The sequence below is a fragment of the Arenibacter hampyeongensis genome, assembly GCF_002909255.1.
Classification (GTDB): Bacteria; Bacteroidota; Bacteroidia; order Flavobacteriales; family Flavobacteriaceae; genus Arenibacter; species Arenibacter hampyeongensis.
Genome location: NZ_PIOB01000012.1, coordinates 86,679 through 102,006, shown reverse-complemented (window position 1 = coordinate 102,006; position 15,328 = coordinate 86,679). Strand labels below are relative to the sequence as shown.

General features: G+C 39.5%; 15 protein-coding genes. 8 read left to right on the top strand and 7 right to left on the bottom strand.

The genetic code is table 11. The features are described 5' to 3' along the window. Positions 1-143: 143 nt before the first annotated feature. Positions 144-719, bottom strand: coding sequence for a DUF4494 domain-containing protein (locus CWD91_RS20620; RefSeq protein WP_103442867.1), 576 nt, complete (start codon positions 717-719; stop codon positions 144-146). Between the two features lie 483 nt (positions 720-1,202). Here CWD91_RS20620 and CWD91_RS20610 point away from each other — a divergent pair, with 483 nt between their 5' ends. Beyond that, the gene (locus tag CWD91_RS20610) at positions 1,203-1,922 is read left to right on the top strand and encodes a class I SAM-dependent methyltransferase (RefSeq protein ID WP_103442865.1); all 720 of its coding nucleotides are present in this window, start codon (positions 1,203-1,205) and stop codon (positions 1,920-1,922) included. Between the two features lie 226 nt (positions 1,923-2,148). Continuing rightward, entirely contained in the window at positions 2,149-3,153 is a 1,005-nt protein-coding gene (locus CWD91_RS20605; protein ID WP_103442864.1) for a 3-keto-disaccharide hydrolase, read from the top strand. 49 nt (positions 3,154-3,202) lie between these two features. On the opposite strand, the gene CWD91_RS20600 is transcribed toward CWD91_RS20605, so the two are convergent. Continuing rightward, positions 3,203-4,345, bottom strand: coding sequence for an NHL repeat-containing protein (locus CWD91_RS20600; RefSeq protein WP_103442863.1), 1,143 nt, complete (start codon positions 4,343-4,345; stop codon positions 3,203-3,205). A 187-nt stretch (positions 4,346-4,532) separates the two neighbouring features. Here CWD91_RS20600 and CWD91_RS20595 point away from each other — a divergent pair, with 187 nt between their 5' ends. The 3 genes from CWD91_RS20595 to CWD91_RS20585 all read left to right on the top strand — a co-directional run bounded on the left by CWD91_RS20595 (position 4,533) and on the right by CWD91_RS20585 (position 5,967). Further along, a complete protein-coding gene (locus tag CWD91_RS20595) occupies positions 4,533-5,027 on the top strand; it encodes a MarR family winged helix-turn-helix transcriptional regulator (protein WP_103442862.1) in 495 nt (164 codons plus the stop codon). After that, the gene (locus CWD91_RS23190) at positions 5,008-5,253 is read left to right on the top strand and encodes a YgjV family protein (protein ID WP_103442861.1); all 246 of its coding nucleotides are present in this window, start codon (positions 5,008-5,010) and stop codon (positions 5,251-5,253) included. Before CWD91_RS20595 ends, CWD91_RS23190 begins: the two co-directional genes overlap by 20 nt. A gap of 168 nt (positions 5,254-5,421) precedes the next feature. After that, entirely contained in the window at positions 5,422-5,967 is a 546-nt protein-coding gene (locus CWD91_RS20585; RefSeq protein ID WP_103442860.1) for a pyridoxamine 5'-phosphate oxidase family protein, read from the top strand. 91 nt (positions 5,968-6,058) lie between these two features. Here the strand turns inward: CWD91_RS20585 and kbl are convergent, their stop codons facing one another. Beyond that, entirely contained in the window at positions 6,059-7,246 is a 1,188-nt protein-coding gene (gene kbl, locus CWD91_RS20580; RefSeq protein WP_103442859.1) for a glycine C-acetyltransferase, read from the bottom strand. A gap of 49 nt (positions 7,247-7,295) precedes the next feature. Continuing rightward, the gene (locus CWD91_RS20575; RefSeq protein ID WP_103442875.1) at positions 7,296-8,270 is read right to left on the bottom strand and encodes an NAD-dependent epimerase/dehydratase family protein; all 975 of its coding nucleotides are present in this window, start codon (positions 8,268-8,270) and stop codon (positions 7,296-7,298) included. A gap of 180 nt (positions 8,271-8,450) precedes the next feature. Here CWD91_RS20575 and CWD91_RS20570 point away from each other — a divergent pair, with 180 nt between their 5' ends. Together CWD91_RS20570 and CWD91_RS20565 are read left to right on the top strand one after the other, a co-directional pair. Continuing rightward, complete coding sequence (locus CWD91_RS20570) at positions 8,451-8,912, top strand: Lrp/AsnC family transcriptional regulator (protein WP_103442858.1); 462 nt, start codon at positions 8,451-8,453, stop codon at positions 8,910-8,912. Between the two features lie 84 nt (positions 8,913-8,996). Further along, positions 8,997-9,989: a 2-hydroxyacid dehydrogenase gene (locus CWD91_RS20565; protein ID WP_103442857.1), complete on the top strand. Its 993-nt coding sequence runs from the start codon at positions 8,997-8,999 to the stop codon at positions 9,987-9,989. Positions 9,990-10,033: 44 nt separating this feature from the next. Here CWD91_RS20565 and CWD91_RS20560 read toward each other — a convergent pair whose 3' ends face one another. Genes CWD91_RS20560 through CWD91_RS20550 form a run of 3 tightly spaced genes read right to left on the bottom strand, consistent with a single transcriptional unit; the run spans position 10,034 to position 14,192 of the window. Beyond that, positions 10,034-10,327: a Dabb family protein gene (locus tag CWD91_RS20560; RefSeq protein WP_103442856.1), complete on the bottom strand. Its 294-nt coding sequence runs from the start codon at positions 10,325-10,327 to the stop codon at positions 10,034-10,036. Positions 10,328-10,367: 40 nt separating this feature from the next. Further along, entirely contained in the window at positions 10,368-11,978 is a 1,611-nt protein-coding gene (locus CWD91_RS20555) for a hypothetical protein (RefSeq protein WP_205164675.1), read from the bottom strand. A gap of 30 nt (positions 11,979-12,008) precedes the next feature. Continuing rightward, positions 12,009-14,192, bottom strand: coding sequence for an alpha/beta hydrolase family protein (locus tag CWD91_RS20550; RefSeq protein WP_103442855.1), 2,184 nt, complete (start codon positions 14,190-14,192; stop codon positions 12,009-12,011). A gap of 210 nt (positions 14,193-14,402) precedes the next feature. On the opposite strand from CWD91_RS20550, the gene CWD91_RS20540 reads away from it, so the two are divergent. Next, on the top strand, positions 14,403-15,326 hold the full coding sequence (locus tag CWD91_RS20540; RefSeq protein ID WP_157943857.1) for a hypothetical protein: 924 nt from the start codon (positions 14,403-14,405) through the stop codon (positions 15,324-15,326). Positions 15,327-15,328 lie beyond the last annotated feature (2 nt).

The window sequence follows — 15,328 nt, the reverse complement described above, 5'->3', positions numbered from 1 at the left end:
AACAAGTTAAATGCCTGAAAATCAATCAGTTGACCAAAAATTATGGGGATGTAAAAAACAAAAAAAGTCGGAAGAAAAAATCTTCCGACCATGACTGCCAATAAGCCCTCCTTTATTTATAATTTAAGTATTTGTAGACAACACTAGTCCTCTTCCCCGTCCAACACTCCTTCCGGTACTACCAGCTCGTTCTCCATAACGTCCAATTCCTCTTCCGATTCAATAGGTTCTGGAACGGAGGACTTTAGCGCATTAAACTTTTCCAATTCTTTCAAGTCTCCTTCGTCTCCAGAAAAATACGGAAATACATCCATGATGGGTGATTCGGAAATTACGGGAATGGTGTAATCGCCCATAGTGTCTTTCATAGCCTGAATGGTGTTATCATAAGCCTCCTTTACATCATTGGCTTGCACCAGCAAATAAATATTTGTTTTTCTTTCCTTACCACTTTTTTCATCGAAGGCAATTAAAGCTACTTTTGACTTAAACCAGCGATCCGAATTTTCAAAAGGATGCACCTCTGAAAAATTCGCAACCTTTATATTCGTAATGAAGAATTCTTCACTTGTATAGGCGGCCATCTCCTCGTTTATTCTACTCTCCGCTTCTGTATACGATATGGCATCCAACAAATAGGTTTCCGTAGTTACTTTTTGTTCTCCAGTTTCATGGATTTTTCTATATTTTACTTTGCACTCGTACCAAGTCTGACTCATATCCAATTTATTTTAAGGATGCCAAAAATAGGTCTTACAAAAAATAATATCCCCCCATTCCACAAATAGATATTCACAATTTCCAAAGGACTTTTGATCTTCCTATTAAATTTGAAATTGGCATTACCTGGGTAAATAGTTCTTGGGTTGCCTAACTAGCCATCGCTCAATACTATATACAAAAAAACAGTAGGTTTCTGATCCAAAAAGGGATACTTGACTAGAATTAAACAATTTTTATTTTCTGATCTAGGTAACTGAAATAGTCAAAAACCGAATACAAAAGAAGAAGGGATTTATTAATTTCGTTCCGATTTCCCAAAGTAAAATCCCAACAATCCATTATCTTTAATCCAAAGGTGTATTCCCTCTGTCCATTTTGTATACCCATCTCATATGCTATATGAAACAGAATATAACCATAAATGGCAATGACATTGGACAAAAGCTAATGAACTATAAAAAATAAAACTGCAGAAGGTTATGACAAAGGTTGTTCAGGCTATATTCTTACTAGCTATTCTATTGCCTTTTAACCAAGGTGTTGCCCAGGACAATACCCAAAATAGTAATTACACTTTTAAGAGTGGTGACCCCAATGGTATCGGAAAATGGTATATGGGAAGGGAAATTGCCCATGTGATGGGGTACCAGGGAATGCAATGGTTGGACCGTCCCGATCGTGAAGAAGAGGAAAACACCACTACATTATTGAAGAATATGGCCATTGATTCCAAGGATATCATAGCCGACATTGGTGCCGGATCGGGCTACCACGTTTTTAAGATGGCTCCAATGGCCCGGCATGGACTTATTTACGCCATTGATATTCAGGATGAGATGTTGTTAGAGATCGATCGGCGTAAAGATGAGAGCGGTTTTAAGAATGTTTTGGTCATAAAAGGAAGCGAAAAAAGTATAAACCTGCCAGAAAATTCAGTGGACAAGGTGCTGCTTGTAGATGTTTACCATGAGTTTAATTATCCAGTGGAAGTTATTGCCTCCATTAAAAAAGCATTACGGGCAGATGGCAAACTGTTTTTAATAGAATACCGCGGTGAAGATGACACTGTGCCCATAAAAACACTTCATAAAATGACTGAAGCACAGGCCGTTAAAGAAATGCAGGCTGCCGGTATGAAACTAGATCGGAACATAGATAATCTTCCATGGCAGCATTGTATGGTTTTTGTAAAAAAATGATTATTCTGAATAGACAGTTGACCATCCAGTTACACTCCTGCCCTACTCTACGATTGGATTTTGTAGCCGTAGCCAAAGAATTTCAAATAAATGTAAGAAGGTATTTGCACTTATGTTCTGATTTAAGTCATTGAAATATAGCTTTATTTTCCAACAATTTATTATCTTCAAAAGATAAATAACAGCCTAGAGTTCAAAAATTTAAGGCGAATTAAACCCAACCCAAATGAAAAGGACACTAACATCAGTAGTAGCATTGATTATTGCCATGAATGGCTTTGCCAATAATTTGACACCATCCGTATCCACCAACCCTTTTATGGGTATGTGGGGGCTGGACATTGAAGGTGGCGGTGCGGGCTGGTTAAACGTACATGAGGACCAAGGCTTCTTGGATGCCGAACTGTTATGGATTGGCGGTAGTGTAGTCCCGGTCTCCAATGTATATGTGGTTGACGAAAATACGTTGGTTGTTACAAGAACCAATCAGGTGAAAAGAAGTGCCGATCGCAACCATACATTAACCTATACCCTGGAGATCAAAAAAAGGGGAGATGTCTTGGAGGGTACCATGAGCGGACCCAATAGGGATGGAAACGGGGTGTCTGTTAAAAAATTTACCGGAAAACGTATGCCGGCCATGCCCAATACGCCAGACCTGTCCAAAGTAAAATACGACAAACCGATCAAATTGTTCAATGGGAAAAATTTGGATGGATGGAAATTGATAGATTCTGAAAAGGCCAATGGCTTTAAGGTCGTAGACGGTACGCTAATGAACGATCCGGTACAACCGGAAGGTGACGAACATATCTCCTATGGAAACATTCGCACCCTTCAGGAATTTAATGATTTCAACCTGAAGCTGGAAGTCAATGTACCCGAAGGAAACAATAGTGGGGTCTACCTACGTGGACTCTATGAAATTCAAGTTGTGGATTCATACGGCAAGGAATTGGATTCCCATAATATGGGAGCTCTCTATAGTCGCATTACACCTAGTGTGGCAGCTGAAAAACCCGCGGGAGAATGGCAGACATTTGATATCACCTTGGTAGACCGACATGTGACAGTAATCTTTAACGGCAAAAAGATCATAGACAATCAACCCGTTTGGGGGCCCACAGGTGGAGCCATGTCTTCCGATGTTTTGAGTCCGGGACCAATTTATTTGCAGGGAGACCACGGCAATGTGGCCTATCGCAATATTGTCCTCACCCCTGTCAAGTAAGTTATAAATTAGGTCTAGCCCTCCTTCGCGAGGAAGGAGGGCTAGACTACTATTTTTCCATTTTCAAGACAGCAAATTTGCCTTTATTCCAACCATGGACAAGCAAGTACAATTGCTTTGATCCATTTTTGGTCACAAAGTGTGGCCAAACCTGGTGAATATTGGTCAAGACCGGGATATCCAAATCTCCAGGAATTACTGTAGATACCAACTTATCTCCTGTATGTACATAGACCGGAGCCGATTTCTGTTCACCAATGGCCGACAAAGCATTTAGGAAGTAATGTTCATCCGTGAAGGCAACATTACAAACTAAACTGCCTTCTGGTATATCATTAAAAGTTTCCACAAACTTACCTTTCTTGGTAAATTTTACTACCTGCCCTGCCGCCCTATTGGCTACAAGGATATGTTTTTCATGGGCATATATACCATGTGCAGTCTGAAACTGACCAGGATTGTCTCCTTTTCCACCCCAGGCAAGCTTGCCCCAACTCCATACACCACCTTTTTCCTTTATTGTCATCACAAAGTCCCCTGCAGAATAACCATGGGCTACATACAGGGTTCCGTTTAGATAAGTTACGTCGGTTACTCCAAAATTACTGTCTTTGGAGGCAAAGAACTCATTGGCCGGGTCAAATTTGAATTCGGTGCCCGTCGGCTTTAAAATTTCACTTACGATTTTGCCATCCAATGTCAATACAAGTACTCTTTTGCCCTCTTGTGCTACGGCCAAGTATTTTTCACCTTTATGAACAAAGAAAACAATACCATGGATATTATCCTTTAAACGTTGATCGTTACCGATGGTAGACCACTTTGTTAGATCTGGGCTGATCGAACACAGACCGTACCCAGGAATACCTGTATATACAATGCCAGTTTCGGGGTCTTCATTGAAACCTCCGTGCATTCCCGGTTCAAATTCATGTGCATCTTCTGGAAAAGCAGCTGTTAATTCCTGGTCCCATGAAAATATAAAATCGCCCTGGCCTGTGACCAGTTTTGCCTGCAAAGGCATGTCATCAGACGCCATTGGGCCATGCTGGTGATGGGCCATGTCATTATTATGTTCATGTGCATGATGCGTATGATCTTGTGAGTGTTGATTTTTTTGTGCCAATAAGGTGGATGATAATCCCATAGTGTAAGCTATGGCAAATACGGTTAATGTAGTTTTTTTAAACATGGATGCTCTTTATTAATTTTTTGGAAAGTTAATCAATCTTATGTAATTATTCAACCAGATAAATTATCCACTATTTTTTACCGAACAGATGAAATGGGAAATTATTTTTATTAAAAAATTCAAAACTATGTAACCAGTTACGGGAAATTATTTACATTTGCGTAACCAGTTACTTAATTAATCAATAATGAACGACTTTTTAACGGAAATGGAATTTGTTGGACTAACCAGTAGGCTTAAGAGGTTAAGTGATTCCCTACTATACAGTACCAAGGAGTTATACAAGTCGGAAGGGCTGGATATTGAACCCAATTGGAACTTGATTTTTATTCTACTGCAGGAAAACAAGACCATGACCATAACCGAAATATCGGAAACATTGCAATTCTCACATCCGGCCGTGGTGAAAATCATTAATAAAATGAAAAAAAACGGACATGTAGAGACCAGGACCGATACCAAGGATAAAAGAAAGCAGATATTAACTCTTACAGAAAAAGCCCATAAGCAATTACCGGTTTTTGAGAAATATTGGACAGCAGGAAGACAGACCGTTATGGACCTACTTGCAGACAGTCCCAATTTTTTAGAAGAATTTTTGAAAATAGAAGAAAAAGTGAACCAAAGCGATTACAAGGAAAGAACATTGAAAAATTTAAAAAATGACAAACATCGTTATTGAAACTATTGGCTATATGGCCATCCTTACAGGCTTCTTTGCTATAACTAAAAAAGACATGAACAAATTCCGAATATGGCATTTGATTTCCAGTTTTTTCTATATCATATATGGCGCTATGTTAAACTCGGTTCCCCTAATCGTTGCCGGAGTAGTTTTTTGTATAATACACGTTTATCATTTAATAAAAATTTACGACTCCAATAAAGGCCCCAAACTCAAAATCTAATTGGACCGGATAATCAGGACTTTTTAGGGAAACAAAGTACTATTAGGAACTATCGCTTCCGTGCACCAGTGAAAGTTTTGTAAATTTATACCAGCCCAATTCTTGGGCTTCATTTAATTAATATCCTGTCTTAAATCAGCAGGCTCAGTATTACCATAATTTCTAATCATGGGGAAAAAATTAGATTCGATTACAATTGAATTGAAAGAATTCATTGAAAAGCAAAAGATTTTTTTTGTTGGAACAGCAGCTTCTGAAGGCAGGGTGAATATATCGCCAAAAGGAACCGATTCCTTTAGAATCATTGATAATAACAAAATTGTTTGGCTCAATCTAACCGGTAGTGGCAATGAAACGGCAGCACATTTATTGAAGAACCATAGAATGACCATTATGTTTTGTGCATTTGAAGGAAAACCACTTATATTAAGTCTTTATGGACAGGCAAAAATCTATCATAAAAGGGATATGGAATTCCATAGTTTTATTAAACTATTCCCAGAAAACACTGGTTCTCGACAGATTATTGAAATGGATATCGATTTGGTACAGACCTCCTGTGGATTTGCAGTTCCCTATATGGATTTCAAAGAGGAAAGACATGCTTTGAACTCATGGTCCACAAAACAGGGAACTGCTGGAATTGAAACGTATTGGGAAAATAAAAACACTTCGAGTATAGACGGATTTGAAACCAAAATACTTGGTGATTAAACCTCCCCTAGTGAATACCAATAAGTATCCAACCCCAATCGAAAAAGTTTGAACGGCCGTTACCCTTTTCCAACTATTTAGTTCATAGGACCTAAATTACTTTTAGCGCCTTCCCTACTTTTGTAAATGCCGCTACTGCCTTTTCCAAATGCTTCCGCTCATGGGCAGCCGATAATTGCACCCTAATTCTGGCTTTTCCCTGTGGCACCACTGGATAGAAAAATCCAATTACATATATCCCTTCATCCAACAATTGGGAGGCAAACTTTTGGGCCAAGGGAGCATCATAGAGCATTACGGGAACAATAGGATGATCTCCCGCAACTATATCAAAACCAGCGGCGGTCATCGCCTCTCTAAAATAGATGGTGTTGTCCTCCAATTTATCGCGCAGTGTGGTTGAAGAAGCCAATACATCCAAAACTTTAATGGAAGCCCCTACTATTGAGGGCGCAACAGTATTGGAGAATAGATAAGGTCTGGAACGCTGTCTTAGTATATCTACAATTTCCTTTCTCGCCGCGGTGAAGCCTCCAGAAGCACCCCCTAGAGCTTTGCCATAAGTTCCGGTAATGATATCTATCCTTCCCATTACATTTCTATATTCATGCGCACCGCGCCCGGTAGCCCCTAAAAAACCTGTAGAGTGACATTCATCTATCATGACCATGGCATCATACTTATCGGCCAAATCACAGATTTTATCCAATTGGGCAATGGTTCCGTCCATTGAAAAAGAGCCATCGGTCACGATTAATTTTCTTCTAGAGCCATCGGCCGCTTTCAATTGTTCTTCAAGGTCCGTCATGGAATTATGCTCAAACCTAAAACGCTTTGCCTTACACAGCCTAATACCATCTATTATTGAGGCATGGTTAAGTGCATCGGAAATAATAGCGTCCTCGGCACCTAGAATAGGTTCAAAGAGTCCACCATTGGCATCAAATGCAGCGGCATAAAGAATACAATCCTCCATACCCAAAAACTCGGCTGTCTTGCGTTCCAATTCCTTATGTATATCTTGGGTTCCACATATAAAACGAACGGATGACATTCCAAAACCATGGGAGTCAATAGCGTCTTTACCGGCTTTTATAACATCTGGATGTGCAGATAGACCCAAATAATTGTTGGCGCAAAAATTTAAGACCTCCTTGGTATTGGTGGTTTTAATTTCCGCACCCTGAGGTGTGGTAATAATTCTTTCTTCCTTATATAGACCCTCAGCTTTAATGGCATCAAGTTCCTTCTGTAAATCGTTTTTTATTGTTGAATACATATTTCTACCTTATTTTATTTGTACCAGGCCTTGGCCTTGCGTATTGTAATTATATAAGAATCCCCATTGATTTTTTAGATCGGGTTCCGTAATGTCCCCTAAGCTTTTCGATCATAGTACCGGTAATCATTTTTAAGTCGTACTCCGGCTTCCATCTCCAATCTTTGGTAGCCTCATCGGCATTAATGGATTTAGGCCATCGAGATGCTATCTCCTGCCTGAAATCAGGTTCATATTTCACTTGGAAATCAGGATAATAATTGCGTATTTCCTTGACAATATCCTTTGGGGAAAAACTACATCCCGAAAGGTTATAGGATGTTCTTAAGGTAATGTTTTCTTTGGGTGCCTCCATCAGTTCCAAGGTGGCCCTAATGGCATCGTCCATAAAAATCATGGGAAGCGTGGTATTTTCTTCCAAGAAGCAACTAAACTCTTCTTCCAATACGGCCTTGTGAAAAATATCCACAGCGTAATCGGTGGTACCTCCGCCCGGCATGGATTGATAGCCAATAACTCCGGGATATCGGATGGACCTTACATCCAATCCATATTTTAAAAAGTAATATTGCGCCCAGTTTTCTCCAGCGGCCTTGCTCATCCCATAGACGGTTGCAGGATTAAGAAAGGCATTGTTAGGAGTATTATTGGCAGGAGCATCTTCCCCAAAAACGGCTATGGAACTTGGAAAAAACACCTTATCCAATCCGTTTACCCTCGATACTTCCAGAACATTAAATAACATGTTCATGTTAATATCCCAAGTGGCCAATGGATTTGCTTCTCCCTTGGCAGACAAAATTGCCGCCAAATGATAAATCTGTGCAATGCCATGTTTTGTCACTACATCTTGAATTTGATTCCTGTCATTGGCGTCCAGCACCTCAAATAAACCATAAAAATTAGGTGCTTCCTGAATATCTGAAGCAACCACATTGTCCAAACCAAATTTATTCTGCAACGCTTTTGTAAGCACTGATCCCAATTGCCCATTGGCTCCTATAACAAGAATTTTTGCACTCATGATTTTCCGTTTATCCATAATCAACAAAGTGTTAATTACTATCAAAATTACAAATAACGAGTCAATCATGTAAATTTTCGGAATAATTAAGTAATTATACCTAAATTATACTATTTTTAAAGTGTATTTTACTTTTATCTTTAAAAAATAATCTATTCTAAAGTAATTTTTTGGATACTTATGGAGCAACTTGATCAAACTGATATTACCATTCTCAGGATTTTACAAAAAGATTCAAAAAAAACCGCCAAGGAAATTGCGGCCATTCTCAATCTTACGCCCTCCCCAGTTTACGAAAGAGTCCGACGGTTGGAAAAGCAAGGGGTCATTAAAAAGTATGTGGCCATTCTGGATAAAAAGCAAATAGACCGATCTATTACTGTAATATGCCAGGTATCCATGCGATATCATAATGAAGCCTTTATAGAAAAGTTTGAGGCACAGGTACAGCATTTGGAAGAAGTACAGGAATGTTACCATTTAGCGGGACAAGTAGATTTTATCCTGAAAATCCATACCAAAAGTCTTGAGGATTACCATGACTTTGTAAAGACTAAACTTTCCAAGATCGAAAATATTGGAGTACTTAACAGTACATTCGTATTGAAGGAAATAAAACATTCTTCGGAATACTACATTTAATTCCTAGCCCATTTCTGTTATATTTGTTTTAACCAATAGTGTTCCTTTTTAAGAATAACAACCACTGCCGATTATACCGTAAATATGAAAATTGTAAGGACTGATATGGAGCTGGAAACTCCACTCGTAGACAAAACACTTAAAGAACAAGGACATAATTTAGTGCTACTCCCCGATGGAGTATCCCAAGAGGTGCTGGCCAAAGAAATAGTGGATTGTGATATACTCTTAATGTGCTACACCCCTATTACCAGGCAAATCATCGATTCTACAAAAAACCTCAAGGCAATAGTTAAATACGGCGTAGGAATAGATGCCATAGATATCCCTGCTGCCAATGAACGCGGTATTGTGGTGGTAAATATTCCAGAATATGCAGAAGAGACCGTTGCGGAAGGTGCATTTTCCATGCTCATCGCCTTAGCTAAAAAATTGCCCATTTTACAAAAACAAATGCACAACAAAGCATGGGTATGGCCAAGTCAAGAATGGTTGGGATTGGATATTGCCGAAAAAACGCTGGGCATAATTGGCTGTGGCAAAATTGGAAGCAGTATGGCCAGAATGGCAGGTCTGGGGTTTAGGGCGAGGGTCATAGGATACGACCCCAGCAAGTCCAAAGAGGATTTAGCGAAACACGGGATTGAAAAATATGACAATCTCTTGGAAATGATCAAAGAATGCGATTTTATCTCCCTTCATGCTGTTTTAAATAATGAAACCAAACACCTTATTGGTGCAAAGGAGTTTTCGGCAATGAAGAAAACCGCTATTATTATTAATTCCGCCAGAGGGGCTTTGATTGATGAAATGGCCCTTTTGGATGCCTTGGAAAAAAATCAGATCGCTGGGGCCGGTCTTGATGTGTACAGCATGGAGCCCTTAAATAAATTTGATCATCCTTTAAAAAAGCTTTTTGCAATGGACAATGTAATACTCTTGCCGCATTTAACTTTTTATACGGAAGAGGCTATGCATCGACTTGAAATTGAGACTTTGGAGCGAATTTCCGAAGTAATGGAAAATAGGCCGGTCACTATTAAATCCAAAGACCCGCGACTTCAAAATCAGACATAGACTTCATTTACCAAGGAACTAAATTGGCCTAAGGATGCCAAATATTAGAGAATAGACTCGTAATCCAATTCCAAAAATTTCTCTACGTACTTGGCCCAATAAGTTGTAACAAACCTGGTGTGGTCCGGATGTGTATTATACCCCTCATAGGCCACCATGTTGTCAAATTCCATTGACAAACCAAAATCAAAATCGTTCTTCTTACTTATTTGTCGCAAGGATTGAAAATTTTGGACTCCAGGTATAAAGGCCAATTTGGCCGCCGCGGAGAGAAATTCTTTTTCTTCAGGGGAGCCTTTAGCGTATTTCAACTTTAGGGCTACAGTGTGCTGAATCATAAATTACAATTTAGATTTTTATATAGGTGAATTTAAGCAACTAATACACCACCATTCTTTTGTTATCCTTTATTTCAATGTCAATACCATCTATAAGTTGCTTACCCTGAAATTTAATGGATTTGGACTGGTCATAATCCAGCAGCGTATATTCCCGATCCTTATCGGCCGTAAACCACTCAGGAAATTGATTGATTCTGGCCCAATCCATAGGCAACTTCATATTCGCCTTGTGCCTAGGCTTATCAAAAAATAGTTTTCCTTTCCAAGGTAGTTCAGATTTAATTGATATCAATAATGAGTCTCCTTTATGCTCCGCTCCAAGTAACAGGTCATCTCTCCAAGGCTTTACATACAAACCCTTGCTTTTCCATAAATTATACATAATGGTAGTCCTGGCAAAATTGCCATCCCCATGCCAGCCCTCTATTATCCCATTTTCCTGCTGCATGGCCCACATCACTTTTATTTCACTGTCCATCCATTTGGCAACGGAGGCATCCGGAATCCGATTATACAAATTTAGGGCGCCTTCAATGGCATCCGCATACCCATCGGCACTACCCTTCTCCCAATCATAGTTGGTGTATTTGTTTAAATTGGAATATATCTTCAATATGGCTTCCTTATATGTAGGATCCTTATCCAACATATAAACAGCATAAAATCCGTTAAGGGTATAACCCCAATTATCAGCAGGGCGTTCCTGTACAACTTCTCCTGTTTGGGGATTTATCGCATCATAAAACAATCCATCACCATTTCTACCAACTTCCAAAATCCTGTCCATCATCTCATGTAATGGTTTTCTATATGCTTCCCTTTTATTTGGCCTGGCAAAGCTTGTAGACACATACAATTCACATAAGCCTGATATTAACTCACACCCATGGTCTCGCAGCCTAAGGTAATCCAAGTCCTTTGTGGGGTGGTGGTCTCCCAGCAAATAATAATCGCCAATGGATACGGCCCAGTCCAAGAACTTTTCATCTCCGGTCATCCAATATACTCGTGAAAGAATCTGTAGCAATTCACCATTCACTTCCTCCCGCGTTGCATTGGAGCCATCCCTGGATATCCCATCGGCAACATTTACTTCATTCTTCAAGTCGTACAGCATCTCCATCATTCTTTCCGACCATGGACTTTTCCCTAGCCACTCCGTAAGGGGCAGCAAGCCATCCTTAATATATTCCGAAGTCCCAAAAATAATTTCTGACATATCCAATTTTTCATTTTGAAAATCCTTTTTAGAAAAAGAATAGGTATCGGGAAGAGTATTCACCCTTGAAGTGAGTTTTTTTTCAGCATACAACATATCCAACATTGTCCCATCAAATAAATCCTCATCTGCAAAAAAAGAGGTGAGTACCATAAACGGATAATTATCCGCTGCGGCATCCTTTGCATTCCAAATGTCCGTATCAGCTTCAAGGTTTCTTGGAATTAGACCCGATTCGGGATCAGCCATCTCCAACCAGCCATGAACAAATTTTTCACTCCTAATAAAACCCTCATTGGCCAAAATGGCATTCTCCCCTGCTTTGGCAAATAGAAGATCGTCCTCTGCAGAAATCTGTTTAACGGGATGAGAATCTTTACAGGCTACTATACCCAAAATTATTAGAGCAGGAAATATATTTATTTTCATGTTACTATTGATTATTTTATGGGTAAACCATTAACGGTTGGAAATAAATTTATCCAAGGAATCCATTGCTCCCTCATGAAAATTCATTTTTTCAACAGAAAAGTTATTGGCCTTGTTCAGGGATTTATAATGCTCCTTCACAAAATCATAGGACTGCATGTAGCTAGAATCCTTGGCTTGGCCATCCGCCTCCTGAACCAGCATTAATTTATTTGGGGCAAATGCTGCCGACAAGTCTTGTAGGTCATAATGCGGTAAAGCACCGGCAACGGTAAAAGGTATAAGGGAAGGGTCATAGTCCTTTTCGGAAACAATGGATTCGAATGAAAGCATGGGATCCAGAAGCAACATCTTAGAAAATTCCACCCCTGAAACGGCCGCGTGCAATAGACTGGAATTAAAGGGCCCTTTGGATATTCCCATAAATTCTTTATCGTCCAATTTCAAATCCGACTTGCATACTTCAAGCAGTGTTGTTATTGCCTCCACATGAATGGCAACCGTGCTTTTCCCGTTCAAAATGCCGGCAAACCATTGATTGTACGAGGTGTTTTCAAAATAGGCATCCCCCTTTAAATATCCCGGCCCCAATTCACCATGGCCAGGCATATCAGGGACAATTACAGTAACACCTTTTTTGGCCAATTGTATGGGAATGGCATATGCTATATCCGACTCCTTATCATCCATATTATCCAAATAAAGTGCAGTACCAAACACTGGTTTTTTGGGTACAAAGGTTACAAACGGAATTATCTTATTCCCTTCTTCCACTATCAGATATTTATTGAGAATATATGTTTCAAATTCTGTTTGTCCGGAAAAAATTAATTTTCCGTGCCTGACACGATCGGAGTAGCCCGAAATGGCTTGAACTTTTTGTTTTAAACCCGTTAAATGTTGGTCCATATTCCGTCTACCTTCCTCCAGTATTTCCATATTTTTCGCGGTCGAAGCGCTATTTACATCAAACAAAAATTTGCTCCCAACCGATGTTGAAAGTTGACCGGTTTCGGTAACATATAATTCTTCCACTGGAAAAACAACTACTTCCTCATCCTTTGAATTTCCGGGGTTATCCAAATGTTTTTGAAAAAAAGCATACATGGCTTCCCTATTCTTCATGGTAGATTGATGCCCCGCATTGTCCTCTACCATCATTATATTTTCTTCTTTACCAAAAGCTTTGTATGCCAATTGTGCTTCCTGATAGGTATCACGTGCTCCCTGAATACTAAACATATCCCTAGTTGTGGTTATCATCAAAGTTGGTTTGGGAACCCTTACCTCCAGAAGATCTGCATGGTCCAAACCAAGTTGAATACCACTGGGTAAATTCTGCTCTGCATCCTGTGGCCCTCCTGATTTTAATTGATATTCCATGGTGGTAATATAACATTCCGGGGCTGAAGCCATAATACGCTCATCCAAAGCAGCGATTTGAGCAGTCTGTGTACCACCACCGGACCTTCCGGTAATACCAATACGTTTGGAATCCACTTCCTTGCGTGTAAGTAAATAATCTACTGCCCTTATGCCATCCCATATCATATACTTGGCCGTTGAAGCTCCATTAATAAAAAGCTGCGCCCCGGGATAGGAATGCTCGCGTGTTGGACTAAAGCGCGACTTGCCCAGGTTTTGATCAAAATACTGTAATCTTTCACCTTGTCCGTAAGGGTCAAAAGCAAAGACTGCAAAACCCTTTTTTACCAGATTGAGAATAACATGTTGGTAGATGTCACTTCTAAATGCCAAATCGCTATGCCCACTGCAATAAATAATGGTTGGCAGGTTCTTCCTTTTCCCATTTGGGATAAAAAAAGCAGCTGTTACCTTTACCCCCGGCATGGATTCGAAATACAATTTATCTATGCTATACCCATCCTTTTTAATCCTTTGCGTAATTACAGGGTTCAAAGGTGTTTTTGCTGGAAAATCCCCTATGGACTCCTGAAGCTTTTCTTTGACCAATTGTTGTCTCCCCTCCCAATCTGTTTTTGTTTTTAGCTTTGAAATGGATTCTTTTCTTTTGGCAAGAATTTCAAACGAAATTTCACTTTGTTGCTTGTAAAGTTGATTTGCTGCGTCGGAATAATAGTTCCAATAATCCAGCACCGAATAATCGGTTTGGGAAAAACTGGAAAGCGGATACAATAAGAACATTACAACTACTCCTATGAAAGTAAATTGGCAATCGATTTTTTTAGGCATAATTTTAATTTTTTGGAGAAAACTAAAAAAGTTGATTTCAATATATGTATTTAATCGTTTAAACAATAAAAATATACCATATTTACAATACAAAAGTGGAAGAATGCCTTTGGATATGTCAAAAGTTATAAATCCATCAGTACTGCATATGAATTTGGCAGTGATTTCTATAAACCTTATGTTGTCAACTATAATTAAAATATGAACTCCATGGGTCAGACAAAAAAACCAACATCCCTTCTCATGTTCATTTTATACTTAACCTCTAGTTTGGGGTTTGGCCAAAATGTAGCAAATGTGCCCGCCGCCTTTAAAGCCTTAAATTCCGAGCCAGAAGTAATCCTTATCAACAATAACTTAAAAGTCCCAAGTGAAAGTGGCCATTTTCAAGGGATTCAACTTATTGAAAAAAAAGGGAGGGAAAAGCTTCTTGTCTCTGGAAGTTCGCTTACCACTGCCTACACTTTAGAAATAAACCTAAAAAAACGAAAAACGGATAAACTAATTACACTGATGACCGATCCTTTCCGGCACGCCGGGGGGATTCAAGTAAGTGAACCGTATATGATTGTTGGCATTGAAGACAATACCCTTAAAACCACTTCCAAGGTCTGCATCTACAATTACAGAAATAATGGTTTGACCAAGGCCCAACCCGGTGTCACTATAGTCCGGAAAGGCGAGCCCAAACAGAAAACTGCGGGAGCAACGGGACTATTGGCCCTTGATAATAATTATTGGACGGTAGTAGCTAATTGGGACTCCAGAAACTGGGACTTCTACCAAATTGATCCTGAAAAAGGGGAACATCATTTCTTTTATAGTTTTACCGTACCAAATGACTGGGGGAGCTACCAATCCATAAACCTTATCAAGGACGGATCAGCTATTTATGCCATCGGTTTTCATAAAAAAAATCTTGTTGGGCAGGCCGATTTAATCCTTGTTAGCAAACTTGGGTCCTTTGAACCCATCATGGAAAAAGTGGACTCCAAAACCTTTAATTGTAAGAATGGGGTCGATTTTAATGCCGCCGTAGGTTTGCAGGTAGACAGTGAGGGAAAAATAGTTATCTGGAGTACCCAAGCAGATCCCGGCAGGTTAATTAACCTGAACAGATTTATTCAAAAATAAAA

Coding starts and splice junctions, on each gene's coding strand:
- CWD91_RS20575 (WP_103442875.1), bottom strand. CDS start 8,270: ATGAGTGCAAAAATTCTTGTTATAGGAGCCAATGGGCAATTGGGATCA.
- CWD91_RS20560 (WP_103442856.1), bottom strand. CDS start 10,327: ATGATTCAGCACACTGTAGCCCTAAAGTTGAAATACGCTAAAGGCTCC.
- kbl (WP_103442859.1), bottom strand. CDS start 7,246: ATGTATTCAACAATAAAAAACGATTTACAGAAGGAACTTGATGCCATT.
- CWD91_RS23190 (WP_103442861.1), top strand. CDS start 5,008: ATGACAAACATCGTTATTGAAACTATTGGCTATATGGCCATCCTTACA.
- CWD91_RS20605 (WP_103442864.1), top strand. CDS start 2,149: ATGAAAAGGACACTAACATCAGTAGTAGCATTGATTATTGCCATGAAT.
- CWD91_RS20585 (WP_103442860.1), top strand. CDS start 5,422: ATGGGGAAAAAATTAGATTCGATTACAATTGAATTGAAAGAATTCATT.
- CWD91_RS20550 (WP_103442855.1), bottom strand. CDS start 14,192: ATGCCTAAAAAAATCGATTGCCAATTTACTTTCATAGGAGTAGTTGTA.
- CWD91_RS20540 (WP_157943857.1), top strand. CDS start 14,403: ATGGGTCAGACAAAAAAACCAACATCCCTTCTCATGTTCATTTTATAC.
- CWD91_RS20595 (WP_103442862.1), top strand. CDS start 4,533: ATGAACGACTTTTTAACGGAAATGGAATTTGTTGGACTAACCAGTAGG.
- CWD91_RS20555 (WP_205164675.1), bottom strand. CDS start 11,978: ATGAAAATAAATATATTTCCTGCTCTAATAATTTTGGGTATAGTAGCC.
- CWD91_RS20610 (WP_103442865.1), top strand. CDS start 1,203: ATGACAAAGGTTGTTCAGGCTATATTCTTACTAGCTATTCTATTGCCT.
- CWD91_RS20565 (WP_103442857.1), top strand. CDS start 8,997: ATGAAAATTGTAAGGACTGATATGGAGCTGGAAACTCCACTCGTAGAC.
- CWD91_RS20620 (WP_103442867.1), bottom strand. CDS start 719: ATGAGTCAGACTTGGTACGAGTGCAAAGTAAAATATAGAAAAATCCAT.
- CWD91_RS20600 (WP_103442863.1), bottom strand. CDS start 4,345: ATGTTTAAAAAAACTACATTAACCGTATTTGCCATAGCTTACACTATG.
- CWD91_RS20570 (WP_103442858.1), top strand. CDS start 8,451: ATGGAGCAACTTGATCAAACTGATATTACCATTCTCAGGATTTTACAA.